Below are 23,030 nucleotides of genomic sequence, written 5' to 3'. Positions count from 1 at the left end.
CCGGGACAGGCACGCACGGTGTGCCAAGCGCGCGGGGCTCGCGATGAGACCCGCTAGCCCGGCCCGCCCGTCCAGGGCGCCCGCTCCGGATGGGCCCCTCGATATCCGCCATATCGTGATTGCCGACCGCGAGGGCTATCCATCCGCCTCGAACGGGGTCCATCAGATGGCCCGCTCGCTGGCCCTGGAACAGGTGCGCGCGGGCGACGCACCTCGCATCGTCTTCGTGGCGGACGATCCCAGCGGCATTGCGGTGCCGCCTGGCATCCGGCTCGATCACGTGCCTCTCGCCGGGCCGATCTTCCTCGGCCACCTCGTCGCTCTGGAGGCTTCGAGCCGCGAGGCCCTGCTCGCCGGGGCAGGGCCGCGCACCGTGTTCCACCTCCACGGAGCCCGCAAGCCGCTCTTCGTCGCGCTGACGCGTCACCTGCGGGCGCGCGGCCATCCCTACATATTCACCCTGCATAGCTGCTTTTCGCACCTGTTCGACCGCCACGGCCGGGTGAAGAAGCCGCTCGTCGCCCTCTACGTCACCCTTCTCGAACGCGCGGCCCTGAACGGCGCCCGGTTCGTCCACGTTCTCACCGAACTGGAACAGGCCGAACTCGGACGGCTTGCGCCTCGCGCGCGGGCCTGCCTGATCCCGAACGGCGCCTTCTCCAGCTCCGAATCGGGGCGTCCGCCGCCGCCCGAGCGGGACGGCAGGACGGATGGTGAGCCGGTCTTCGGTTTCTGCGGGCGTCTCGCGGTGTTCCACAAGGGGCTCGACCTGCTGGTCGAGGGGTTCGCGCTCCATTGCCGCCGCGGAGGCCGCGGGCGCCTCGTGTTGATGGGCCCGGGCGCCGGCGGAGAGAGCCTCGCCGTGCGCGCCGGCGCGCTCGGGATCGCGGATCGCGTCGCAGTCCTGGAACCGCGCTACGGACCGGAGCGGGACGCGGTGATGCGGGGATGGGACTTCTTCGCCATCCCCTCACGCCTCGACCATTGGCCGACAGCGGCGCTGGAAGCCGAGCTTCTGGGCGTGCCCATCCTCGTCACCCGCGAGACCGGACTGCACGAGATGGCGGCACAATACGGCGCTGGCCTGCTCGTCGCCGACCTCACGGCCGAGCATGTGGCCGATACCCTGGCTGAGGCCGGGCGCATTGATCCGGCCCGATGGGCGCGGATGTCGGCCAATGCCTATCGCATGGCCTGCGAGGTCGCAGACTGGAGCGTGGCGGCCGCGCGCATCCGCGCCCTCTATCAGGCTCCGCCGGAGCTCTACGCGGAAAGCCCGATCATCCAGCACAGGCCGGCGGGCGTCGCCCGCTCGGCGGAAACCCGGTGACGCGTCACCCATCAGAACCCGGACCAGGGAGGACCCGCATGGCTGTTCCGTTCTACCGGCATGCCCTCTCGCCCGCCTGCAGCGACCGCGTCGCCGCGGTCCTGGCGAGCCCGTTCCTGACGAGCGGCCCCCAGGGCGTCCGCGTCGAGGAGAAGCTGCGCGGTTTCTTCGGTGTGCAGCACGCGAAGCTGACCTCGAGCTGGACGCAAGGGGCCATCGCAACGCTGCTCGCTCTCGATATCGGGCCGGGCGACGAGGTGATCGTTCCCGCCATGACCTTCGCGGCGACAGCCAATGTCGTGCGCCTCGTCGGCGCAACCCCGGTCTTCGTCGATGTCGATCCGGCAACGCTCCTGATCGACCACCGGCTGGTGGCCGAGGCGGTGACGCCGAGGACCCGAGCGGTGATCCCGGTCCATCTCTACGGCCAGATGGTCGACATCCCGGCTCTGCGGAAGGCGATCCCCGCATCCGTCCGGATCATCGAGGATGCGGCGCATTGCTTCGAGGGCAAGCGCAACGGCCGGCGCCCCGGCCAGGACGGCGACGCCGCGATCTTCTCCTTCTACGCGACCAAGAACGTGACCTGTGGGGAAGGGGGGGCTGTGATCACCAACGATCCGGATCTTGCCGCGGCCCTGGTTCAGACGGTCCTGCACGGCATGTCGGCCGGCGCCGCCCAGCGCTTCCAGGGTGGCACCTACCGGCACTGGGACATCGCCCGCCTCGGCACCAAGGCCAACCTGCCCGACCTTCTGGCAGTCCTGCTCGAGCCACAGATCGACGGGATCGAGGCACAGCTCGCCCGCCGCGAGCGGCTCTGCGCACGCTACGAGGCGGAGCTTGCCAATACGCCGTTCACCTGGCCCATCATCGAGGCTGGTGTCGTCTCGGCACGCCACCTTTTCCCGATCCATGTGCCGGACGGGCAGCGCGACGCGGTGCTTCAGGCGCTGGGCCAGGCCGGGATCGGCGCGACCGTGAATTACCGCAGCGTGCCCTGCCTCACCCTGTACCGCACCTCCGGTGCCATCCCCGACCTGCCGGTCTCGCGCCGCTGGGGGGAGGGCACGCTCTCGCTTCCGCTGTTCCCGGACCTGCGGGACGAGGAGCAGGACGAGGTGATCGCCGTACTGCGTGCCCAGGCTCTCGCGATCAATCCGCCCGAAACGATGCGCCGGGCGGAGCCTGCGCTGGTGTGAAGACTTGTGTGACTATCTAACTTGGCAACAGCAAGATGGTAGTTGGCTATGGGCAGGGAAGCGCTTCGGTTGGTCGCTCTGGCGTCCGTTAGTTTGTGCATTTCTGGTTTCGCTTACGCTGCAGAAAATTGCACATTGAACTATGATAGATTTGCGGATGTAAAAATAAACCTCAAATGGTGCCTTGATCCAACTCGGCATGCTGCCGGCAACGCGCGGCACAGAATAATCTATGGCCGATACAATGACAAGGCGGCTCTTATAAGAGATGGATATGGTAAATGCCAGAAAGGAATGAATTCTTATCAAAACTATGATTTTTGTGACGAATACACCTTTATGCAAGCTGCGGCAGCTGAGCTTCCAGAAAGTGACCGCGGCAAATACCCAGAAGCCTCACGAGACCCTGAAAGACATGACGGTTACGATGCATACCCAACCGGCAGGTGCTTTACCCCGTCCGGCCGAAATTGTCAGTCAGGGAATCTGCCGAGGAATACCAGTTGCGCATGTGCCGGGGAGGCCGGAACGGTACGTTGACCAGGGATGATTCTGCGCAGGGAAAGGGAGCGGTCCTCGCCGCCATGCGCCCCTGCGCCTCGGTCGCATTCTCGACGCCATCATCTCGGACGAATAGGGTCCTGAGCCGGCTGCTGTGGAGATGTCGAGGGCGTTGGCCAGGTCGTATCTCTGCTTAAACCGCCTGGGCAGGATGTGAATGCTGCATCTTGCTCTTTTTTGTTGGCGATTTCATCATCAATTTTCTTGATCTCCCATTGAGCGAGATATGCTTGCATTCTAATCAGTGCGCGCTCCGAACTGTCCCGGGGGATAATCTGACCGGACTCGGCTTTTGCCAGAAAATCAGCCAGTTCTGCTCGTCGTTCTTCAGGCGTCTTGGTGCTGCACACACGCTTGAGCCGCATGTCATTCTCAGATGTCTCAGCCACGGCCGAACCCCCCAAACCGGAAAGCCCCGATACTGCCCCGGCTTGTGCCGTGGGACGGTCCAGAGGTGCTTCGTCAGGTACAGGCAGCTTACGCCTGTCCGACAACGCATGCGCGGTGCAGTCATTAAGATCGGGGGCCGCGGTTTGGTCTGCGGTCCTCGCGGATCACTCAAGCGCTGATCAGGGGCTCAGGAACCCTGCCTTGGGCCAAAGTACCACCGCTGCCATCGGCTCATGAGCCAATGCCAGAGAAAGCCGGCCACCGCGCCCGCAACCATCCAGATCGTAACGGCTGCTGCATCCAGTGGGGCAGACCACCACAACATCGCCGCTGTCCACAGTACGGCGAAGGCAAACGAGATCAATCTTAGTCGGGCTTGATCACTCATCTCGCCACTCCGCAAATCGTGGGAGCTTACGGAGAAGGGCCGCTTGCGCTGTGTGGCGGAGCACATTCGCTCGCCAGCGGTTGGGATGGCCGGCGACAGGCCGGCGACCTGCGGCTCCATGCGAGGACGGTGGGGGAGGGGGCGTCGAGGGTGGGTGAGTCGGACATGGCGGGACGCTTACCCACGGGCGAGCCTGCGCTCCAACTCCCGCTGATCGTCGTCCACTACGCCGGCCAGGTCGTTGCGGTGCATCCGCCAGTTGTGCGCTGCCGATTGCCGCACGAAATTATCCGCCATTCTGCTTCGCTCTTCGAGCTTCGCAGGATTGGCGTGCTTCTTCCCGCGAAGCAGATTGAGCACGGGGGCGACCCGCCTCAGGCGGGAAGGGTGGAGGCCTCGTATTGCGCGGCGAACTCCGCCGTGGGCGGGATCGGCCTGATCACGTCGATGAGCACGCCGTTCGGGTCCCTGGTGATGAAATGCCGCTGGCCGAAGGGCTCGTCGCGCAAGGGCACGAGGATCGGCAGCCCCGCCTCCTGGACGTCCCGATAGACCGCATCGGGCTCCTCGACCTCGAAATTGAGGATGAGCCCGGCGACGCGGCCCCGGCCGGTCTCGGGAATGGTCTCGTGGCGGCCGTCGAGATCCGATTCACCGGAACGGATCCCGCTCCAGGGTCTCGATTTTTCGCATGGTCTGCGACGAGCCGGTGTCCACTGCGTCGGGCAATGCCCTGACGCACCGACATCGCCTTTCCGCGAAGCGGCCCCCATGTGGGCCTGCGTGGCATCACCGGGCCGGCAATCCTCATTGACGGATGGCACGCCGGCCGGTACTTGTCGACTAGTCAACAAGAATCACGGGGGGATGGGCTTGGTCGCGATCTCGGTTCAGGCACCGCATGTCCTCGTCGTCGCCGAGGCGCCGCTTCCCGGCAGGCCGGGGCCGGGGGAGGTGCTGTTGAGGGTGGAGCGCGCCGGCATCTGCGGCTCGGACATCCATATCCTCCACGGCTCGAATCCCTTCGCCCGCTACCCGCGCGTGATCGGGCACGAATTCGCCGGCACGATCGAGGCGGTCGGCGCCGATGTCTCGGGGCTGGCGGTCGGCCAGCGGGTCGTCGTCGACCCGGTCGTGGCCTGCGGCCACTGCTATCCCTGCCGCGCCCGGCGCCCCAATGTCTGCGCCAATCTCCAGGTATTCGGCGTCCACCTGGACGGCGGCTTCCGCGATCGCCTGATAGTGCCCGCCGCCAACTGCGTGGCCGTGCCGGAGGGGCTGAATGCGGACGTCGCCGCCCTCGCGGAGCCGCTCTCGATCGCCGCCAACGTGCTGTCGCGGACCGGGATCACGGCGGACGACACGGTGCTGATCTATGGCGCCGGCACGGTGGGCATCACCGTGCTCCAGGTCGCCAAGCTGCACGGGGCACGCTGCATCGTCGCTGATATCGACGAGGCGCGTCTCGCCGGGGCCGAGCGGTTCGGGGCCGACGCCGTCATCCAGTCGGCCCGCGAGAGCGTCGCCGAGCGGGTGGCCGCCGAGAACGACGGCCTCGGGCCGAGCGTCGTCATCGACGGGGCCGGCGTGCCGGCGCTGCTGGCGGAGGCCTGCCGGGTCGCGAGCCCGGCCGGGCGAATCGGGCTGCTCGGCTTCTCGCCGTCACCCTGCCCGGTCAGCCAGCAGGAGATCGTCAAGAAGGAACTGACCCTGGTCGGATCCCGGCTGAACCGGCGGCTTCTGCCGGCCGTGGTCGGCTGGCTCGCCAGCGGCCGCCTGTCGCCCGCCGCCATGATCACGCAGACCTTCCCGGCGCGCGAGGCGCGGGCGGCCTTCGATCTGATCGAACGGCATCCGGAGCGCACCCTCAAGGTGCAGCTCGACTTCACGGATTGATGCGACCGGCGGCACGGCTCGGCGCATGGGAAGATCTCGGCACTGCCGCGGGAGGCGGCGGGCCACACGAACGGGAGGAGCGGATGGTGACGCAAGGAGGGATCTCGCGCCGTGGGGTCACGGCCGGGCTGCTGGCGGCTGGCCTCATCGGGGGCGGGGCCTTACCCGTCAGGGCGCAGCGGGCCAAGTACCGGCTGCGCTACGGCACGGCCTTCCCGGCCGATCATCCGGGCGCCGTCCGCATCCGCGAGGCAGCCGAGGCGATCGCCACGGCCACGAACGGCGAAGTCAACCTCCAGGTCTATCCGAACAGCCAGCTCGGCGGCGAGGCCGACATGTTCTCGCAGGTGCGCTCCGGCGCCCTCGACTTCATGTCGACCTCGGGCGTGAACCAGACCGTGCTCCCGGTCGGCGGCATCAACGCGGTCGCCTTCGCCTTCGACGACTACGCCAAGGTCTGGGCCGCCATGGACGGGGACCTCGGCGCCTATGTGCGGGCGCAATTCGCCAAGATCGGCCTGCACGTCTTCGACAAGATGCTGGACAATGGCTACCGCAACATCACGACGGCGGCAAAGCCCATCGCCGGGCCCGACGACCTGAAGGGGCTCAAGATCCGCGTCCCGGGCAACCAGCTCTGGGTGACGATGTTCGACGCCCTCGGAGCCGCCCCGACGCCGATCAATTTCGGCGAGCTCTACGCGGCCCTGCAGACGCACATCGTCGACGGGCAGGAGAACCCGCTCGCCCTGATCTCCAGCGCCAAGCTCTACGAGGTGCAGAAGCACATCGCGCTGACCGGCCACATCTGGGACGGCCACCACGTCTTCACCAATGCCCGCCGGTGGGCGGCGATGCCGGAGGCGATCCGGGCGAGCATCACCAAGGGCCTGACCGAGGCCGCCCTGAAGGAGCGCGAGGACATCCTGCGCCTCAACGAGGAGCTCATCGCCTCCATCACCAAGGCCGGCGTCACCTTCAGCAAGCCGGACAAGCAGCCCTTCCGCGAGGTGCTGAAGAAGGCCGGCTTCTACGCCGACTGGAAGGGCCGATTCGGCGCCGAGCCGTGGGCGCTCCTGGAGAAATACGCCGGCCCGCTCTGAGCGGGTCGCCCTCAAGCGCCGCTCGGCCGCCGGCGTCGTCCGGCGGCCGTTTTCAGGTCCGGACTGGAACGCCCATGCAGAGCGAGATCTCCGAATTCGGCAAGGCCGATAGCGCTGCGGACCAGGAGTCGAGGCCCGTCCATCCCGGCACGCGCCTCTTCCAGGCCGTCGACACGGGCCTTGCCCGGCTCACCGAGGCGGCGGCCGCCCTCCTGGTGCTGGCCGAGGTGCTGCTGCTCGGCACCAGCACGGCGGCCCGCTACCTGTTCGCCCGCCCCTTCGCGTGGTCGGACGAGCTCGCCTCCATGCTGTTCCTGTGGCTCGCCATGCTCGGCGCCGTGATCGCGCTGCGGCGCGGCGAGCATATGCGGCTCACCGCCTTCGTCCGCGGCATGCGGCCCGAGCACCGGGCCTGGCTCGATGCCCTCGCGCTGATGCTGGTCTCGGCGCTGCTGCTCGCGCTCGTGATGCCGAGCTTTGAGCATTACGAGGAGCGGGCCGTCGGCCTCACCCCCGTCCTGCAGATCGGCGAGGGCTGGCGGAGCGGCGCGATGCTGGTCGGCGCGGTGCTGATGCTGTTCACCGCCGTCGACACGCTCATCCGGCACGCGACCTGGACGCAGATCGGGCTCGCCCTGGTGGGGGTCGCGGCCGCCTTCGGGGCCCTCCTGTGGCTGGCGCCGGTATTCGAGGATCTCGGCAATCTCAGCCTGCTCGTCTTCTTCCTGCTGTTCGTCGTCGTCTCGATGGCGACCGGCATGCCGATCGCCTTCGCGTTCCTGATCGGAACCGTGAGCTACATCGCCTTCGCCACCACGATCCCGCTTTCGATCGTGCCGAGCCGGATGGAGGAGGGCATGAGCCATCTCATCCTGCTCGCCGTGCCGCTCTTCGTGCTCCTCGGCGCCCTGATGGAGATCTCGGGCCTCGCTCAGGGCATGATCGCGTTCCTGGTCTCGCTGATCGGGCACCTGCGCGGCGGGCTGCAATACGTGCTCCTCGGCGCGATGTACCTCGTCTCCGGCATCTCGGGCGCGAAGGCGGCCGACATGGCGGCCGTGGCGCCGGCCCTGTTTCCGGAGATGAGGAAGCGCGGCAACCACGACGGCGACCTCACCTCGCTCCTCTCGGCCTCCGCGGTGATGTCGGAGACGATCCCGCCCTCGATCGTGCTGATCACGGTCGGCTCGGTCACCGGCGTATCGATCGCGGCTTTGTTCACCGGCGGCCTGATGCCGGCCTTCGTGGGGATGCTGGCCCTCTGCGTCGTGGTCTGGTGGCAGAGCCGCAGCGAGGATCTGTCCTCGGCGCGCCGCTTCACCTGGGGCGAGAAGGGCCGGCTCCTGCTGATCGCGCTTCCGGGCCTCGGCCTGCCGGTGCTGATCCGCACCGCCGTCGTCGAGGGCGTGGCGACCGCCACCGAGGTCTCGACCATCGGCGTCCTCTACTCGGTCCTAGTCGGGGTCCTGGTCTACCGCCGGTTCGACTGGCGCCGGATCTACCCGATCCTGATCGACACCGCCTCCCTGTCCGGCGCGATCCTGCTTGTGGTCGGGGCCGCCACTGCGATGGCCTGGGCGCTGACCCAGTCCGGATTCTCGCAGCAGCTCGTCGCGCTCATGGCGCTGGTGCCGGGCGGCCAGGTCGGCTTCCTCCTCGTCTCGGCCCTCGCCTTCATCGTGCTGGGCAGCGTGCTGGAGGGGGTGCCGGCGATCGTGCTGTTCGGCCCCTTGCTTTTCCCGATCGCCCGCCAGATGGGGGTCAACGAGGTCCACTACGCCATGATCGCGGTCTTCGCGATGGGCTTCGGCCTGTTCACTCCGCCCTTCGGGGTCGGCTTCTATCTCGCCTGTGCCATCGGGCGCGTCTCGCCCGACGTGGCGATCAAGCGGGCCTGGCCGCACTTGGCGGCGCTCCTCGTGGCGCTGATCCTCATCGTGCTGATACCCTGGATCTCGATCGGGTTCCTGTGAGACGGGGGCTCTCAACGATGCGTGCGACCTATCGATCGGCGCCGGAGCGGGACGAGGCCATCGTCCCGCCGGACCGGCGCACGATCCATGAGATCCTCCGGCGGGACATCGTCGCGCTTCGCCTGCGCCCGGGCGAAAGGCTGTCGGAGAACGAACTCGCGGCCCGGTTCGGGACGAGCCGCGGTCCCGTCCGCGAGGCCCTGATCCGGCTGGTCGAGGACGGCCTGATCGAGGTTCTGCCGCAGCGCGGCAGCTTCGTCAGCCGGATCGCGCTGAGCGCCATGGAGCGCGCGCGCTTCGTCCGCGAGGCCCTGGAGGTCGCGATCGTGCGGCGGGCGGCCGAGCGCGGCATCCCGCCCGCGACCCGCGCCCTCGCCGAAGTTCTCCTCGACGAGCAGGCGGAGTGCCGCGACGATCCCGAGCGCTTCACCGAATCCGACGATCGTTTCCACCGTGCTTTCGCGGAGGGTACGGGCCTCGCCAGCGTCTGGGCGATCATCGAACGCGAGAAGGCGCAGTTCGACCGCATCCGCTATCTCAGCCTGCCGGCGGTGACGCCGGTTGATATCCTCATCGGACAGCACCGTGCCATCCTGGCTGCCGTTCTGGCCCGCGACCCGGCGGCGGCCGAGGAGGCCATGCGCGGCCACATGGCTGAGGTGCTCAAGGTGGCCCACGACCTCGCGCGGCGTCATCCCGATCTCATCCAGGCCGACCTCTAGAGCATGTCCGGGCGAAGTGGACAGCGGCTCTCTGGATACAGCTTTCGGTTGATCCGTTCGGAGACAAGAGGGCGCGGGAAGCGCGGGATCCCCTCTCCCGTGCGGGAGAGGGGTAGGGGTGAGGGTCCCGGACGGTCCAGACATCAAGCGGGACGCGTGGTGCTGGCAGCGCGCCGGTTCAGTCTTCTTGCTGAACCACCTGGGCCCTCCCGCGCGATCTTCGATCGCCTGCCCCTCTCCCGCACGGGAGAGGGGTTCCCCGCGCATCCTTGTCCCAGAAGGAATCAACCGGAAACCGTGTGATTCTCCTGCATTCTGCGCCGGACCGAGGTCTGCTCCGCCGCAGAATGCTCTCAAAGCGGAGCGCGAAAGGCTTCATGGAACAGACTTGGCGTTGGTTCGGCCCCGACGATTGCGTCCGCCTCGCGGATGCCCGTCAGGCCGGTGCGACCGGCATCGTCACGGCCCTGCATCACATCCCCTACGGCGAGGTCTGGAGCATCGCGGAGATCGAGCGGCGCAAGGCCGAGATCGGCGCCGATCCGAGCCTCGGGCTGCGCTGGAGCGTGGTCGAGAGCCTGCCCGTCCACGAGCGCATCAAGCTCGGCGAAGGCGATCTCGAGCCCCTGTTTGCGGCCTACCGCGCCTCCTTGCGCAACCTGGCGGCCTGCGGGATCACCACAATCTGCTACAACTTCATGCCGGTTCTCGACTGGACGCGGACGGAGCTGGCCCATCCGCTCCCGGGCGGCGGCACGGCCCTGCGCTTCAACGCGCATGAATTCGCGGCCTTCGACTGCTTCATGCTCGCCCGTCCCGGGGCCGAGGCCGACCATCCGCCGGAGGCACTCGCCCGGGGCAGGGCCTGGTTTACGCGCAGCAGCGAGGCGGACCGGGCAAAACTTCTCGCCACCATCATGGCCGGCCTGCCCGGCGCCTTCGACCGCTACGACATCGCGGGCCTGCGGCGCATGCTCGACCGCTATCGCGGCATCGACACGAACACCCTACGGGGCAACCTCGCGGCCTTCCTGCGCGCGGTGATCCCCACCGCCGCGGAGGTCGGCATCCGCATGGCGATCCACCCGGACGACCCGCCGCGGCCGCTGATGGGCCTGCCCCGCATCGTCTCGAACGCCGACGACCTCGCTTTCATCACGGGAGCGGTCGATGCGGAGGCGAACGGCATCACGCTCTGCTCGGGCTCGCTCGGGGCCGGCCCGGCGAACGACGTGCCCGCCCTGGCGCGCCGCTTCGCACACCGCATCCACTTCGCGCATCTGCGCAACGTCGCCAAGGAGCCCGACGGCTCGTTCATGGAGGCTGACCATCTCGGCGGCGACACCGACATGGTGGCGCTGATCGACGCCCTGCTCGCCGAGCAGGAGCGCCGCCGCGCGGCGGGCGATCCGCGCTGGCGCATCCCGATGCGCCCGGACCACGGCCATGCCCTCCTGAGCGACATCGGCCAGGGGGCTTTCCCGGGCTACACCGCGGTCGGCCGCCTGAAGGGCCTGGCCGAGCTGCGCGGCGTGATGACGGCGCTCGCGAGCCTGCGGGGATGGGAACTGTGACGGCGCCGCGTCTGTCGCGGGCGACGCTCGATCGCCTGCCCGCTTGCTGCGGCCGGCCGGGCTACGATGTCGGCAGTGTCGGGATCGGGATCGTCCATCTCGGGATCGGGGCCTTCCACCGCGCCCACCAGGCCGTCTATGTCGACGACCGCCTCGCCGCGGGCGAGACCGGCTGGGGCATCTGCGGCGTGAGCCTGCGCTCCCCCGATACCGCGGAAGCCCTGGTGCCGCAGGACGGGCTCTACACCGTCGCGACCCGCTCCGGCGAGGGCGAGCGGCTGCGGGTCGTGGGCTCGGTCCGGCGGGTCCTGGTTGCTCCCCGCGAGCCCGCGACCGTGATCGCGGCCCTGACCGATCCGGGCGTCCGGATCGTCAGCCTCACGGTGACGGAGAAGGGGTATTGCCACGACCCCGCCACCGGACTGCTCCAGGCGGATCATCCCGACATCGCGGCCGACCTCGCCGCCCCGCATCACCCGAAGAGCCTGCCCGGCCTCCTCGTCGAGGCGCTCGACCGGCGCCGCCGCGCCGGGACCGAGCCGTTCACGGTGCTGTGCTGCGACAACCTGCCGAAGAACGGCCACACCGTCGCGGGCGTCCTGTCCGGCTTCGCCCGCCTGCGGGATCCGGGCCTCGCGGCCTTCATCGAGGATCGCGTCGCCTGCCCCTCGACCGTGGTCGACCGCATCGTCCCGGCCACCACCGAGGCCGACCGCGCGGAGGTCGCGGCGGCCCTCGGGCTGCGCGACGCCTGGCCGGTGATGGCCGAACCGTTTTCGCAATGGGTGATCGAGGAAAACTTCGCCCTGGGGCGTCCGCGCTTCGAGGAGGCGGGAGCGCAACTCGTCGCCGACGTGGCCCCGTTCGAGCTGATGAAGCTCAGGCTCCTCAATGCGAGCCATTCGGCCCTCGCTTATCTCGGCTATCTCGCCGGGTTCGAGACGATTTCCGACGTGATGGCGGAGCCCGATTGCGCGCGCTTCGCCACGGCGCTGATGCGCGAGGAGGTGCGGCCGACGTTGCGCATGCCCGCCGGGGTGGATCTGCCGGCCTACGAGCGCTCGCTGCTCGCGCGCTTCGCCAACCCGGCCCTCCGGCACCGCACCTGGCAGATCGCGATGGACGGGTCCCAGAAGCTGCCGCAGCGCCTGCTCGGCACGGTCCGTGACCGCCTCGCCGCCGGGGCGCCGTTCCCGCGCCTCGCGCTCGCGGTCGCGGCCTGGATGCGCTACGTCACCGGCCAGGACGAGCACGGGCGGGCGATCGACGTCCGCGATCCTCTCAGCCAACGCCTTCGCCGGCTGGCCGACGATGCGGGTCCCGTCGCGGACCGGCTGGCACCGGCGCTTCTCGGGGTGCGGGAGGTGTTCGGCGATGACCTGCCGGTTCATCCGGTCTTCGTGAGAGCGGTCACGGATGCACTCGATGCACTCTTCCGGCACGGTGCCCGCGCCGCCCTTGCGGCGTGAGGGTCGCGTCCGATCCTCCGCGTCGGGGCGCGGCCCGAGACGATGATACCAACGGTCATTTTCAATGACCGTTGGGACGGAATCCTTCACCGGATTGTGGGACACCTCGGCGAAGGATGCTGAGAGCCATTCCCGGCCTGATTGCATCAGGCCAGCAGCTCTAAGCTCTTGATTTGACCCGCTCCCTTGCGCCGAACCGGCCTCCTCTTCGGCGGGAGGCGCCCCTAGGCAACGCTCTTTCCTGACACGATCGGCACGGCCGGCACGGCGGCGGCTGGGCTCGCAGGCTGCATGCCGGCCGCCGCTGCGATGAGGATCGCTTCCGACAGGGTCTGGGCGCCGAGCGCTTCCATCACATGGGCCCGGTGGATCTCCACCGTGCGCGGGCTCAGACTCAGCGCCCGGCCGATCGTCTTGTTGGTCCCTCCTGCGAGGAGCCCCTCCAGCACCTCGCGCTCGCGGGCGGACAGGCCGGCGATCCGGGCCCTGGCCGCGTCGCGCAGGCGCCCACGCTCGGCATCGGCGCGGATCTCCGCCAGGGCGGTCGCGACCGCGGCCAGCAGCGCATCCGACGCATAGGGCTTCTCCAGGTAGTCGATCGCCCCGGCCTTCATGGCGGAGACCCCGAATCCGACATCGCCGCCGCTGGCGCCGAGGACGACCACGGGCAGGTTGATCCGCTTCGCCTTCAACTCCTTGGGCACCGTGAAGCCGTCGGCGTGGCGGTCCACATCGAGAACGACGCAGCCCGGCATGAGCGAGGAGGCGATATCCAGACAGGCCTGCCCGCTCGAGAAGACCTGGATTTCGTAGCCTGCGGGCTGGAGGTGCCCGACCAGGGCGCGCCGGGAGCCGTCATCGGCGGCGATGACGTAGACGCGCGACCCCGTATCGCCCGTGACGTCCTGAGCGATTCCGCCGGCCCGCCGGATGCGCCCGTCTCCGCTCGGGATCGGAAAGAAGGTGTCGCGGATCCGGCGCACCGCGCCGTCCGAGGAGCGGACGATGCGGTATTCCATGACCAGGGTCTCGCCGTGGCCGACCCTCTCCAGAGCCCTGCGCGCCTTGTCGCGATCGTCCGGATGGACGGCTCCGAGCCAGTGCTCGATGTCCGGCAGCATCTCCGTCGGCCTTTCCCACACCTGCACGAAAGCAGGGCTGAGGTATTCCAGCCGCATGGTCTCCAGATCGGCCAGCCAGAGGACATTGGCCGAGTGCTCGGCGAAGCGGCGGAAACGCTCCTCACTCTCGCGCAGCGCATCTTCGGCCCGCTTGCGCGCCGTGGTCTCGATCAGGATGACCAATATGCCCGCGATCGTTCCCGTCTCGTCGCGCAGAGGGCTGTAGGAGAGGGTGAACCACACGTCCTCGAGACGGCCGGAGCGGGTGAGCGGATAGAGCCTGTTCTCGTAGGTCAGCGTCTCGCCCGCCCACACCCGGTCGTAGATGGGTTTGTTGATGTGCCAGACCTCGGGCCAGCAGTCGCGGGTCGGCTGACCCAAGCCCGCCGGGTGCTTGAGGCCCATCAGGTCGCGGTAGCCGTCGTTGTAGATCTGGATGAGGAGAGGCCCCCAGAGCGCGATCATGGGAAAGCCGCTGGGAAGCAGGAGATCGACCGTACTCTTCAGGCTCTGCGGCCAGCGCCCGATCGGACCGAGCGGCGTCGCGGCCCAGTCATGGGCGCGGAGGCGCTCGGCCATCTCGCCGTTGCCGGGCGGCCAAGATGCCGTCTCTGATGCTGCCCCGGTCATCAGCCGAAACTACGACAGACGCGACTATGAGGCACTCCGAATCGGAGAGGCAGATTGTGCATGGCGCGCAAGAAGACAACGCCGGCGGGATGATTCGGCAGAACTCGCCCGGTCGCGGCGCTCCGATGAGAGCCCATCGGCGATCGGGCTCGCGGGATCGGTATCGTGGTCCTGAAGTCTGCGACAGGGTCCGAAGCGCTCCCCGCCGAAGTGGATACCGGTTCGGCGAAGAGCGCTCTAGTGAAGTCTCGCATCCAGACACCCCGCGGAACCGCCGCGGGCGCCTGCGGTTTGTCCGAGGCCGCGCTCGCGCCGGGTCGAGGAGAAGCCGCGATGCTCAACGATGAGGGCTTGGGTGGAGGTCCCGGGGGACAGGACCGGGATTGGGACGGCAGCTTCGCCGGGCGCATCGTCGAGCAGGCGCATGGTTACGTCGCGAAGCGCAAGGCCGACGCGGTCAGGGCCGTCTCGGACGTCGCTGCCGCCATCCGGGACAGCGGGTCGGGCCTCGGCCACTCGCCCCACCTGAGGGCCCTGTTCGACAACGCCGCCGACGGGGTGGACGAGTTCGCCGAGGGCATCGCCCGGCGCACGCTCGGCGAGATCTACGACGAGGTCGACGCGGCCGCTCGCCGGCGTCCCGGCATCACGCTCGCCGTGGCGGCTCTGGCGGGCTTCGCCCTGTTCCGCCTCCTCCAAGCCGCCGGCACCCGGCCGATCCCGCGCTCGCGCGCGCTCGTGCCGACCGGGGTGTCTCCTGCCTCGGACACCTGAACCCGAACCACGGAGCGGGCACCGGATGAGCAACTCGACCGAGAAGATGGAGCGCGAGGTCGAGGAGACCCGCGCACGGCTGGACCGCACCCTCGATACCCTGCAGTCCCGCCTGACCGTGCCCGGCCTTGCCGAGGACCTTGTCGGCACGCCTGCGCCCGCCAGGGCGATGAACGCGAACGCGCAGCGCCTGCTCGACACCGTGAAGGAGAACGTGCTGCCCGCCCTCCTGATCGGTGCCGGTCTCGGCCTCCTTCTCTACGATGCCCTGCGGCAGGAAGCGGAGCGGCGCCGGCTGCGCGTCGCCTCGTCGGAATCCGCCCCGGACGCCCACCTGCCCGAGAACCGTCCGGCCCGGACGGACGAGCGGCTCGACGATGCGCTGGAGGAGAGCTTCCCCGGCAGCGATCCGGTCTCGGTGCGCATCACCCGGTAGGCCGCTGAGGCCACGGCCGCCCTCCGGCGGGGCCGCGCCACGAGATCCGATCCGGCGCTCGCTTATCGGTTGGCCGGATGTCCGGACGGAGAACCGGCTGCCGGAGAACCGGCGCCCACCTCTCCCGGACATCCTGTCGGTCCGAGCCCCCCGAAACGATCGCGCCAGGCCGGCAGGGCGCCGGGGAAGGGGAGGGCGGTGGCGGCATGGACGCCGATCGCCACCGCGCGGGCGAGGGTTCGCGCGGCGGCCTCTCCGAGCCGGGCGAGGTCGCCCACCGGCTCCGCAAGGGGCACCCGGCCGGTCGCGACGGCGAAGACCACGTCGCCATCAAGGGGCGTGTGCACCGGCAGGATCGCCCGGGCGAGGCCGTCCTGGGCCATCACGGCGAGACGGCGCGCCGCCGCCTTGGTCAGGACCGCATCGGTCGCGACGACGGCGAGCGTGGTGTTGGCGCCCGGAAGCCCCGGGGCGGGCCAGGCGAAGGCCTCGGGCGGCACGCGCGGCGCCGGCCCGTAGCCGCCGAACTCGTCCCCGATCTCGAAGGGCCCCGCCCAGAAATGCGGGCCGTCCCCCACCGTGACGCGCCCGAAGGCATTGACCACCACGAGGGCCGCCACCCGGGCGCCCGTGCCCTCGACGCGAGAAGAGGCCGAGCCGAGGCCGCCCTTGAGGTTGGCGGTGCGGGCGCCGAAGCCCGCCCCCACCGAGCCGAGGGCGACCGGCTCGGCCGTGGCGGCGGCGGCGGCGGAAAAGCCGAGCTCGCGATAGGGCGGGTAGCGGCCCCAATCCTTGTCGCCGCCGTTCAGGAGGTCGAACAGGATCGCCCCCGGCACGATCGGCACGCGCACGGGCCCGACGGCAAAGCCCCGCCCCGCCTCGGCGAGCCAAGCCGTGACGCCCGACGCCGCGTCGAGGCCGAAGGCCGAGCCGCCCGAGAGGACGAGGGCGTCGACCCCCGGCACGGTCCGCTCCGGATCGAGGAGATCGGTCTCCCGCGTGCCCGGCCCGCCGCCGCGCACGTCGACTGCGGCCGTGGCGGGCGCATCGAACAGGAGGGCGGTCACGCCGCTTGCGATCCGCGGATCCTGCGCGTGCCCGACGCGGATGCCCGCGATATCGGTGAGGCTGTTCCTCATGGCCCGCTGCGCCCCATGATCGCCTGCGACATCGATCCCATGCCCCGACCGGAACGGCCCGTGGCCCGCGCCGTTCCTGAAGTTGTCGCGTGACAAGCCGACCACATTGCGGGACGATCGATCAGGCGTGACCGCACGGCTGCCGGACACGCCGTGCATAGCTCGGCCAACAAAGCAGAAACAGTGGGGGCTTAGAAGGCCCCACCATGCGGCACGTTCCGGACTCTGTTTCCCTGCCTCCGAGAGCCGAGGGCACGATGCGTCGGCCGGCGGCCCCTCAGGAGGATCATGCGCGTGCGATGACAGGAGGACAGGGCGGCTCCCCTCGCGGATCCCGGCGCGGCTGGATGATCCTCGCTCTCCTCGTCCTCGCGGGGGCGGGCGGGACCTATGCGTGGCAGCGCGAGCGCGCCGCGACCCCGCCGGCCCGCGAGGTGAAGGCGCCGGCGCCCGTGCCGGTGGCGCTCGCGCGGGTGGAGCGGGGGCCCTTCCCGGTGGTGCTTGGGAGCCTCGGCACGGCGCAGGCCTACAACACGGTCCAGGTGCGCAGCCGCGTCGACGGCGAGATCCTGAGAGTCGCCTTCAAGGAGGGGCAGGTCGTGCACAAGGGCGACCTCCTGGTCCAGGTCGATCCGCGCCCCTTCCAGGCGACCCTCGATCAGGCGAAGGCGAAGAAGGCGCAGGACGAGGCGAACCTGCGCAATGCCAAGGCCGACCTGGAGCGTTACACCAAGCTCGGCGCCTACGCGTCGCGCCAGCAGACCGAGACGCAGGCCGCCCTGGTGGCGCAGCTCACCGCCCAGGTCGCCTCCGACCAGGCTGCCATCGACAATGCCGAGACCCAGCTCGGCTACACCACGATCCGCGCGCCCCTCGACGGCGTGACCGGCTTCCGGCAGGTCGACCTCGGCAACATCGTCAACGCGTCGACCCAGACCGGCATCGTCACCATCACCCAGGTCGAGCCGATCTCCGTCGTCTACACCTCCCCCGAGGAGGAGCTTCAGCCGATCGCCAAGGCCTTCGCGGCCGGCCCGGTGCCGGTCGAGGCCTGGACCAGCGACGGGCAGACGAAGCTCTCCGAGGGCACGCTCAGCGTCATCAACAATCAGGTCGACACGGCGACCGGCACCATCCGGCTCAAGGCCACCTTCGCCAATGCGGACCACGCCCTCTGGCCGGGCCTGTCGGTCTCGACCCGGATGCGGGTGGGCGTGGTGCAGGACGCGGTCACGATCCCGGACGACGCCGTCCAGCACGGGCCGAAGGGCCTCTACGCGTTCGTGGTCGACGATGCGCACAGGGCGCACCAGCAGGCGATCGCGGTCGGGCCCTCCCATGCGGGCCGCACCCTGGTGCGCACGGGCCTCTCGCCGGGGCAGATTGTGATTGGGCAAGGCCAGTCCCGCGTGCAGGACGGAAGCCTCGTGGCCGAGAACCGGCCGGCCGAGCCTGGGCAGGCCTGGCTGGAGGAGCAGGCCCGGACGGCGACGGCGGAGGCGCCCTGACATGAAGGGTGGCATCTCGGCCTATTTCATCCGCTTCCCCGTCGCGACCTCGCTCGTCATGGCGGGGATCCTGTTCGTCGGGATCGTGGCCTATCCGCTGCTCGGCGTCGCGCCGCTGCCGCAGGTCGATTTCCCGACCATCCAGGTGACGGCGCAGCTCCCCGGCGCGAGCCCCGAGACCATGGCCTCCTCGGTGGCCCAGCCCCTGGAGCGCCAGTTCGCGCAGATCCCCGGCCTCAGCCAGATGACGTCGACGAGCTCGCTCGGCGTCTCGATCGTCTCGGTGCAGTTCGACCTCAACCGCAACATCGATGCGGCGGCGAACGACATCCAGGCGGCGATCAACGCGGCGGGCGGGCAATTGCCGAAGAACCTGCCGAACCCGCCCACCTACCGGAAGGTGAACCCGGCCGATTCGCCGATCCTGATCCTCTCGGCGAGCTCCGACACGCTGCCCCTCACCGAGGTCAACGACGCCATCGACGTGCAGCTCGCGCAGCGCATCAGCCAGATCTCGGGCGTGGCGCAGGTGCTGATCGGCGGCCAGCAGAAGCCGGCCGTGCGCATCCAGGTCGATCCGGCCAAGCTCGTCGCCAAGAACCTGTCGCTCGAAGACATCCGCATCCCGCTCTCGATCACCACGGTCAACAGCCCGAAGGGCAACTTCGACGGCGCGACGCGCAGCTTCACGGTCTATGCCAACGACCAGCTCACCGAGGCCAAGGACTGGAACAACGTCATCGTCGCCTACCGCAACGGCGCCCCCTTGCGGGTGCGCGACATCGGCCAGGCGGTGGCGGGGCCGGAGGACGCCAAGCAGGCGGCCTGGACCAACGGCCAGCGCGGGGTGTTCCTGGTCATCTTCAAGCAGCCCGGCGCCAACGTCATCGACACCGTCGACCGGATCAAGGCGGAGCTGCCGCGCCTGCGCGCGGCACTGCCGGCCGGCATCAAGGTCGACCTGATGAGCGACCGCACCACGACGATCCGCGCCTCCGTCGAGGACGTGCAGTTCACCCTCATGCTGACGATCGGCCTCGTCGTGATGGTGATCTTCATCTTCCTGCGCAGCCTGTGGGCGACGGTGATCCCGAGCGTCACGGTGCCGCTCTCGCTGCTCGGCGCCTGCGCGCTGATGTGGATGATGGGCTACACCCTCGACAACCTCTCGCTGATGGCGCTGACCATCTCGGTCGGCTTCGTGGTCGACGACGCCATCGTGGTGCTGGAGAACATCTCCCGCTACATCGAGAAGGGCATGAAGCCCCGCGAGGCGGCGTTCAAGGGGGCGGGCGAGATCGGCTTCACCATCGTGTCGATCAGCGTCTCGCTGGTGGCGGTGCTGATCCCGCTGCTGCTCATGGGCGGCATCATCGGGCGCCTTTTTCGCGAATTCGCCGTGACGCTGTCGATGGCGATCGGGGTCTCGGCCTTCGTGTCGCTCTCGCTCACGCCGATGATGGCCTCGCGCTTCCTGAAAGACCATGCCGAGGAGCGGCACGGGCGCCTCTACCGGTTCAGCGAGCGCATCTTCAAGGGCATGGTCGACGCCTATGCCCGCCTCCTCGATGTGGCCCTGCGCCACCGCTTCCTGACGCTCCTCAGCTTCCTCGGCACCGTGGCGCTCACGGTCCACCTGTTCATGATCATCCCGAAGGGGTTTTTTCCGCAGCAGGATACGGGCCTCATCACCGGCATCACGGAAGCCGGCCAGGACATTTCCTTTGCGGCCATGAAGCAGCGCCAGGAGGAGGTCGGCCGGGTGATCCAGGCCGATCCGGACGTGGCGAGCATCGCCATGGCGGTCGGCGGCGGCGGCCAGGCGCTCAACATCGGGCGCATGTACATCACGCTCAAGCCCCGGGACGAGCGCCGGGCCGATGCCTTCCAGATCATCAACCGGCTGCGCCCGCAGCTCGACAAGCTGATGGGCGTCAAGGTCTTCCTGCAGGCCGCGCAGGACGTGCGCATGGGCGCGCGCGCCTCGCGGACGCAGTTCGAGTACACCCTGCAGGACCCGAACCTCGATGAGCTCAACACCTGGTCGCCGCGGGTCCTGGAGAAGCTGAAGACCTTGCCGGAGCTGCGCGACGTCGCCACCGACCAGCAGACCAGCGGCACGACGCTGGTGCTGAAGATCGACCGCGACGCCGCCTCCCGCTACGGCATCACGCCCCAGCTCATCGACGACACCCTCTACGACGCGATCGGCCAGCGCCAGATCGCCCAGTATTTCACGCAGCTCAACAGCTACCACGTGATCCTGGAGATCCTGCCGGCCCTCCAGGGCACGCCCGACACCTTGCGCAATATCTACGTGAAGTCGCCGACGACGGGCGGGCAGGTGCCGCTCGCGGCCTTCGCCTCCTGGAGCACGGACCCGGTCCGGCCGCTCTCGATCAGCCATCAGGGCCAGTTCCCGGCGGTGACGATCAGCTTCAACCTCGCGCCGAACGTGGCGCTGGGGCAGGCGACCGCAGCGATCCAGCAGGCGAGCCGGGAACTCAACGTGCCGGCGACCCTGGTCGGCGGCTTCCAGGGCACCGCCCAGGCCTTCCAGCAATCGCTCGGCACCGTACCGCTCCTGATCGTGGCGGCCCTGATCGTGGTCTACCTGATCCTCGGCGTGCTCTACGAGAGCTACATCCACCCGCTGACGATCCTCTCGACGCTGCCCTCAGCGGGGGTGGGCGCGCTCGCCATGCTGCTCGGCTTCGGCTTCGACTTCAGCCTGATCGGGCTGATCGGGATCATCCTGCTGATCGGCATCGTGAAGAAGAACGGGATCATGATGGTGGACTTCGCCATCGTGGCGGAGCGGGCCGAGCACCTCTCCTCCGAGGAGGCGATCCGCCGGGCGGCACTGCTGCGCTTCCGCCCGATCCTGATGACCACAATGGCGGCGCTCCTCGGCGGCCTCCCGCTGATGTTCGGCACGGGCACCGGCGCGGAGATCCGCCAGCCGCTCGGCTACGCCATGGTCGGCGGCCTCGCGGTGAGCCAGGTGCTCACCCTGTTCACGACGCCGGTGATCTACGTCTATCTCGACCGGCTGGCGAATTTCCTCGCGCGCAGGACCCCGCCCAAGGCCGAGGAGGCGGAGGATCCCTACCGCCGGCGGCGGAAGCTGCAGGCGGCGGAGTGATGCCAGCGGGCAGGGTTTCGACCGCAGGCCGCGTGAGCACATCGGTCCTCGATCGAAGCTGACATGCGTGGAGGCGACCACCTCATCTCCCAAGATGCTGTGGATGGGATCACCGGTCCGGGGTGCGTGCCGGCTGATGCCGGCCAAAGGCTGCGGCTGCGCCGCAGCTCAGTATGAGGACGGGGCGGCTTCTACGCACCGCGGTTTCGATTGAGGAGCGGTGTGGTCTCCAGGATCGTTGGATCCATGTCCCGGCGGAGCCGGGACGGAGGCGGCGGCGCACCGGAACGACCCTCCAGCCCCGCGAAATCCGTCGACGCTCCGGCGGCGTCCTGACATACGGTGCCTTGCCGCGCTCGCGCGGTCCCCTCGCCTTGGAGATGCCCGATGTCGTTTCGTCCGTTGCGTCAGGCCCTTGAGGCCGGCTTCGCGTGCCTGCTGGCCCTAACGGCGCCCGCCCTCGCGCAGGACGCGGCCACTCCCGTCAAGGTCGGTGTGCTCAGCGACATGAGCGGACCCTTCGCGGATCAGGCGGGCGCCGGCTCCGTGGTCGCGGCCCAGCTCGCCGCGGAGGACTTCGCCAAGGAGGCGGGCGAGATCAAGGTCGAGGTCGTCTCGGCCGACCACCAGAACAAGCCCGATACCGGGCTCGCCATCGCCCGCAAGTGGCTCGACCAGGAGGGCGTCTCGACCATCGTCGACCTGCCGAACTCCGCTGTCGCCCTCGCGGTCGCCAATCTCATGCGCGAGCGCCACCGGGTGGCGCTGGCATCGAGCTCGATGACCTCGGACCTCACCGGCAAGGCCTGCGCGCCGACCACCGTGCAATGGGTCTCCGATACCTGGGCTCAAGGCTCCGCCACCGCCCACGCCATCGCCGAGCGCGGCCTGAAATCCTGGTACTTCCTCACCGTCGATTATGCGCTCGGCCAAGCCCTGGAGCGCGACGCCACGACGGCACTCAAGGCGATCGGCGGCACGGTCAAGGGCTCGACCAAGCACCCGCTCAATGCCGGCGATTTCGCCTCGCCGCTGCTCGCCGCGCAGGGCTCGGGCGCGCAGGTGCTGGCGCTCGCCAATACGGGCGCCGACATGATCAACGCGGTCAAGCAGGCGGCCGAGTTCGGGCTGATGCCCGACATGCGCATCGCCGCCCTGTTCCTGCAGATCTCGGACATCCATGCGCTCGGCCTCAAGGCCGCGCAGGGTCTGCAATTCACCAGCGCCTTCTACTGGGATCGCACGGATGGGACGCGCGCCTTCGCCAAGCGCTTCGCCGAGCGCATGAACGGCCGCATGCCGACCGAGAACCATGCGGGCGTCTATTCGGCGACGCTCGCCTATCTGCGCGGCGTGCGCGCCGCCGCCACGATCGAGGGCGAGAAGGTGCTTGCCGCGCTGCGCGAGAAGCCAATCGACGACCCGCTCTTCGGCACCGTGACCATCCGTCAGGACGGCCGCGCGGTCCACGACGTCTTCCTGTTCGAGGTGAAGTCGCCGGCCGAGTCGAAGGGCCCGTGGGACTACTACAAGCTCCTCGCCACCGTGCCGGGCAACAAGGCGTTCCGGCCCATGGCCGAGGGCGGCTGCCCGCTGGTGAAGTAGGCCGCACGCCTCGACAGACAAAAAGGGCGCTCCCAGATCAGGCGGGAGCGGCGCCCCGATCTAG

At 69.1% G+C, this 23,030-nt stretch carries 18 protein-coding genes; 13 read left to right on the top strand and 5 right to left on the bottom strand.

Annotated elements, in window-relative coordinates; genetic code table 11:
- The first annotated feature begins 43 nt into the window (after positions 1–43).
- A complete protein-coding gene (locus MNOD_RS04745; RefSeq protein WP_157091386.1) occupies positions 44–1,330 on the top strand; it encodes a glycosyltransferase in 1,287 nt (428 codons plus the stop codon).
- Between the two features lie 38 nt (positions 1,331–1,368).
- Positions 1,369–2,532 carry a DegT/DnrJ/EryC1/StrS family aminotransferase gene (locus MNOD_RS04740; protein ID WP_015927695.1) on the top strand — a complete coding sequence of 388 codons (1,164 nt, stop codon included), beginning with the start codon at positions 1,369–1,371 and terminating at the stop codon, positions 2,530–2,532.
- A 620-nt stretch (positions 2,533–3,152) separates the two neighbouring features.
- Here MNOD_RS04740 and MNOD_RS46130 read toward each other — a convergent pair.
- The 3 genes from MNOD_RS46130 to MNOD_RS04735 form a co-directional block, all read right to left on the bottom strand.
- Positions 3,153–3,458, bottom strand: a complete 306-nt coding sequence (locus MNOD_RS46130; RefSeq protein WP_157091385.1) for a hypothetical protein — start codon at positions 3,456–3,458, stop codon at positions 3,153–3,155.
- 590 nt (positions 3,459–4,048) lie between these two features.
- On the bottom strand, positions 4,049–4,231 hold the full coding sequence (locus tag MNOD_RS46125) for a hypothetical protein (RefSeq protein ID WP_157091384.1): 183 nt from the start codon (positions 4,229–4,231) through the stop codon (positions 4,049–4,051).
- A gap of 14 nt (positions 4,232–4,245) precedes the next feature.
- Positions 4,246–4,644 (bottom strand): VOC family protein, encoded by a 399-nt coding sequence (locus tag MNOD_RS04735; RefSeq protein ID WP_015927693.1) that lies wholly within the window; start codon positions 4,642–4,644, stop codon positions 4,246–4,248.
- A gap of 94 nt (positions 4,645–4,738) precedes the next feature.
- Between MNOD_RS04735 and MNOD_RS04730 the strand changes: the two genes are divergently transcribed.
- The 6 genes from MNOD_RS04730 (at position 4,739) to MNOD_RS04705 (ending at position 12,608) form a co-directional block, all read left to right on the top strand.
- Positions 4,739–5,767 carry a Zn-dependent oxidoreductase gene (locus MNOD_RS04730; protein WP_015927692.1) on the top strand — a complete coding sequence of 343 codons (1,029 nt, stop codon included), beginning with the start codon at positions 4,739–4,741 and terminating at the stop codon, positions 5,765–5,767.
- Between the two features lie 83 nt (positions 5,768–5,850).
- A complete protein-coding gene (locus tag MNOD_RS04725) occupies positions 5,851–6,870 on the top strand; it encodes a TRAP transporter substrate-binding protein (RefSeq protein WP_015927691.1) in 1,020 nt (339 codons plus the stop codon).
- Positions 6,871–6,944: 74 nt separating this feature from the next.
- Complete coding sequence (locus MNOD_RS04720; RefSeq protein ID WP_015927690.1) at positions 6,945–8,843, top strand: TRAP transporter large permease; 1,899 nt, start codon at positions 6,945–6,947, stop codon at positions 8,841–8,843.
- A 17-nt stretch (positions 8,844–8,860) separates the two neighbouring features.
- On the top strand, positions 8,861–9,565 hold the full coding sequence (locus MNOD_RS04715; protein ID WP_015927689.1) for a GntR family transcriptional regulator: 705 nt from the start codon (positions 8,861–8,863) through the stop codon (positions 9,563–9,565).
- Between the two features lie 377 nt (positions 9,566–9,942).
- Positions 9,943–11,139, top strand: coding sequence for a mannonate dehydratase (gene uxuA / locus MNOD_RS04710; RefSeq protein WP_015927688.1), 1,197 nt, complete (start codon positions 9,943–9,945; stop codon positions 11,137–11,139).
- Positions 11,127–12,608: a mannitol dehydrogenase family protein gene (locus MNOD_RS04705; RefSeq protein ID WP_015927687.1), complete on the top strand. Its 1,482-nt coding sequence runs from the start codon at positions 11,127–11,129 to the stop codon at positions 12,606–12,608. Before uxuA ends, MNOD_RS04705 begins: the two co-directional genes overlap by 13 nt.
- 224 nt (positions 12,609–12,832) lie before the next feature.
- Here the strand turns inward: MNOD_RS04705 and MNOD_RS04700 are convergent, their stop codons facing one another.
- On the bottom strand, positions 12,833–14,308 hold the full coding sequence (locus tag MNOD_RS04700) for a LuxR C-terminal-related transcriptional regulator (protein ID WP_050783281.1): 1,476 nt from the start codon (positions 14,306–14,308) through the stop codon (positions 12,833–12,835).
- 384 nt (positions 14,309–14,692) lie between these two features.
- Here MNOD_RS04700 and MNOD_RS04695 point away from each other — a divergent pair, with 384 nt between their 5' ends.
- Together MNOD_RS04695 and MNOD_RS41260 are read left to right on the top strand one after the other, a co-directional pair.
- Complete coding sequence (locus tag MNOD_RS04695) at positions 14,693–15,133, top strand: hypothetical protein (protein ID WP_015927685.1); 441 nt, start codon at positions 14,693–14,695, stop codon at positions 15,131–15,133.
- A gap of 25 nt (positions 15,134–15,158) precedes the next feature.
- Positions 15,159–15,569 carry a DUF3618 domain-containing protein gene (locus MNOD_RS41260; RefSeq protein ID WP_015927684.1) on the top strand — a complete coding sequence of 137 codons (411 nt, stop codon included), beginning with the start codon at positions 15,159–15,161 and terminating at the stop codon, positions 15,567–15,569.
- 62 nt (positions 15,570–15,631) lie between these two features.
- Here MNOD_RS41260 and MNOD_RS04685 read toward each other — a convergent pair whose 3' ends face one another.
- Positions 15,632–16,708 (bottom strand): P1 family peptidase, encoded by a 1,077-nt coding sequence (locus tag MNOD_RS04685; protein ID WP_015927683.1) that lies wholly within the window; start codon positions 16,706–16,708, stop codon positions 15,632–15,634.
- A gap of 299 nt (positions 16,709–17,007) precedes the next feature.
- Between MNOD_RS04685 and MNOD_RS04680 the strand changes: the two genes are divergently transcribed.
- The 3 genes from MNOD_RS04680 (at position 17,008) to MNOD_RS04670 (ending at position 22,966) form a co-directional block, all read left to right on the top strand.
- The gene (locus MNOD_RS04680) at positions 17,008–18,216 is read left to right on the top strand and encodes an efflux RND transporter periplasmic adaptor subunit (RefSeq protein WP_043748074.1); all 1,209 of its coding nucleotides are present in this window, start codon (positions 17,008–17,010) and stop codon (positions 18,214–18,216) included.
- A 1-nt stretch (position 18,217) separates the two neighbouring features.
- Complete coding sequence (locus tag MNOD_RS04675; RefSeq protein WP_015927681.1) at positions 18,218–21,361, top strand: multidrug efflux RND transporter permease subunit; 3,144 nt, start codon at positions 18,218–18,220, stop codon at positions 21,359–21,361.
- A gap of 387 nt (positions 21,362–21,748) precedes the next feature.
- Positions 21,749–22,966 (top strand): ABC transporter substrate-binding protein, encoded by a 1,218-nt coding sequence (locus MNOD_RS04670; RefSeq protein WP_015927680.1) that lies wholly within the window; start codon positions 21,749–21,751, stop codon positions 22,964–22,966.
- Positions 22,967–23,030: the final 64 nt, after the last annotated feature.

This window comes from Methylobacterium nodulans ORS 2060 (assembly GCF_000022085.1).
GTDB lineage: Bacteria > Pseudomonadota > Alphaproteobacteria > Rhizobiales > Beijerinckiaceae > Methylobacterium > Methylobacterium nodulans.
Note: the sequence above shows the minus strand (reverse complement) of the source record. Positions and strands in the feature narration are given on the sequence as shown.

Bases quoted from the DNA above. Each gene is read 5' to 3' on its own strand.
- MNOD_RS04745 (WP_157091386.1), top strand. From the start codon at position 44: ATGAGACCCGCTAGCCCGGCCCGCCCGTCCAGGGCGCCCGCTCCGGAT.
- MNOD_RS04740 (WP_015927695.1), top strand. From the start codon at position 1,369: ATGGCTGTTCCGTTCTACCGGCATGCCCTCTCGCCCGCCTGCAGCGAC.
- MNOD_RS46130 (WP_157091385.1), bottom strand. From the start codon at position 3,458: ATGCGGCTCAAGCGTGTGTGCAGCACCAAGACGCCTGAAGAACGACGA.
- MNOD_RS04735 (WP_015927693.1), bottom strand. From the start codon at position 4,644: ATGGGGGCCGCTTCGCGGAAAGGCGATGTCGGTGCGTCAGGGCATTGC.
- MNOD_RS04730 (WP_015927692.1), top strand. From the start codon at position 4,739: ATGGGCTTGGTCGCGATCTCGGTTCAGGCACCGCATGTCCTCGTCGTC.
- MNOD_RS04725 (WP_015927691.1), top strand. From the start codon at position 5,851: ATGGTGACGCAAGGAGGGATCTCGCGCCGTGGGGTCACGGCCGGGCTG.
- MNOD_RS04720 (WP_015927690.1), top strand. From the start codon at position 6,945: ATGCAGAGCGAGATCTCCGAATTCGGCAAGGCCGATAGCGCTGCGGAC.
- MNOD_RS04715 (WP_015927689.1), top strand. From the start codon at position 8,861: ATGCGTGCGACCTATCGATCGGCGCCGGAGCGGGACGAGGCCATCGTC.
- uxuA (WP_015927688.1), top strand. From the start codon at position 9,943: ATGGAACAGACTTGGCGTTGGTTCGGCCCCGACGATTGCGTCCGCCTC.
- MNOD_RS04705 (WP_015927687.1), top strand. From the start codon at position 11,127: ATGGGAACTGTGACGGCGCCGCGTCTGTCGCGGGCGACGCTCGATCGC.
- MNOD_RS04700 (WP_050783281.1), bottom strand. From the start codon at position 14,308: ATGGCCGAGCGCCTCCGCGCCCATGACTGGGCCGCGACGCCGCTCGGT.
- MNOD_RS04695 (WP_015927685.1), top strand. From the start codon at position 14,693: ATGCTCAACGATGAGGGCTTGGGTGGAGGTCCCGGGGGACAGGACCGG.
- MNOD_RS41260 (WP_015927684.1), top strand. From the start codon at position 15,159: ATGAGCAACTCGACCGAGAAGATGGAGCGCGAGGTCGAGGAGACCCGC.
- MNOD_RS04685 (WP_015927683.1), bottom strand. From the start codon at position 16,708: ATGAGGAACAGCCTCACCGATATCGCGGGCATCCGCGTCGGGCACGCG.
- MNOD_RS04680 (WP_043748074.1), top strand. From the start codon at position 17,008: ATGACAGGAGGACAGGGCGGCTCCCCTCGCGGATCCCGGCGCGGCTGG.
- MNOD_RS04675 (WP_015927681.1), top strand. From the start codon at position 18,218: ATGAAGGGTGGCATCTCGGCCTATTTCATCCGCTTCCCCGTCGCGACC.
- MNOD_RS04670 (WP_015927680.1), top strand. From the start codon at position 21,749: ATGTCGTTTCGTCCGTTGCGTCAGGCCCTTGAGGCCGGCTTCGCGTGC.